Source organism: Bacillus sp. SIMBA_074, from assembly GCF_046534555.1.
Classification (GTDB): domain Bacteria; phylum Bacillota; class Bacilli; order Bacillales; family Bacillaceae_G; genus Bacillus_A; species Bacillus_A mycoides.
This window is the reverse complement of sequence record NZ_JAWRYM010000105.1, coordinates 1-494: the sequence shown is the minus strand read 5'-3', so window position 1 is coordinate 494 and position 494 is coordinate 1. Positions and strand designations below refer to the sequence as shown.

1 pseudogene is annotated in these 494 nt (G+C 36.4%); it reads right to left on the bottom strand.

The features are described from left to right. Positions 1-465: pseudogene (locus SB773_RS30015) on the bottom strand (FtsK/SpoIIIE domain-containing protein); the annotation flags it as partial. Positions 466-494 lie beyond the last annotated feature (29 nt).

The window sequence follows — 494 nt, the reverse complement described above, 5'->3', positions numbered from 1 at the left end:
GGTCAATATTCCCCTAATTAATGAGCTCTTACCACTTCCGGTAGTTCCTGTGAGCAACATATGATGTTCTTCTGCCATATCCTTCACATTCATCTTACCTAACCTATCTACACCGCACATAATAGGGATTATTTTACCCTTCAAATGAGATTGAATTTTTTTAAACTCGTATGGAATATCTTTTTCCATGTCCTTTGAATAACACCACAAGATAAACTTCTTCACCTTACCATCTATTTCAATGTTATTTCCAAAACACTGTTTGAATACCCATTCTTGTTTCAAAACCAAATCAGGATTAACACCATCGGGTAAGGTAAAAGTGAATCTGACAGCTTCATTTTCCTCATGAATATGGACATCATGAATCTTGGGATAACGTGTATACGTCTTTGATTGCGTTGTAGTTTGCTTGTGGATTCCACCAAGTTTAAATGCCCTCATCAATGAACCACGTAGCTTCATCTTTGCTCTCCACTTATCCATCATAAAAA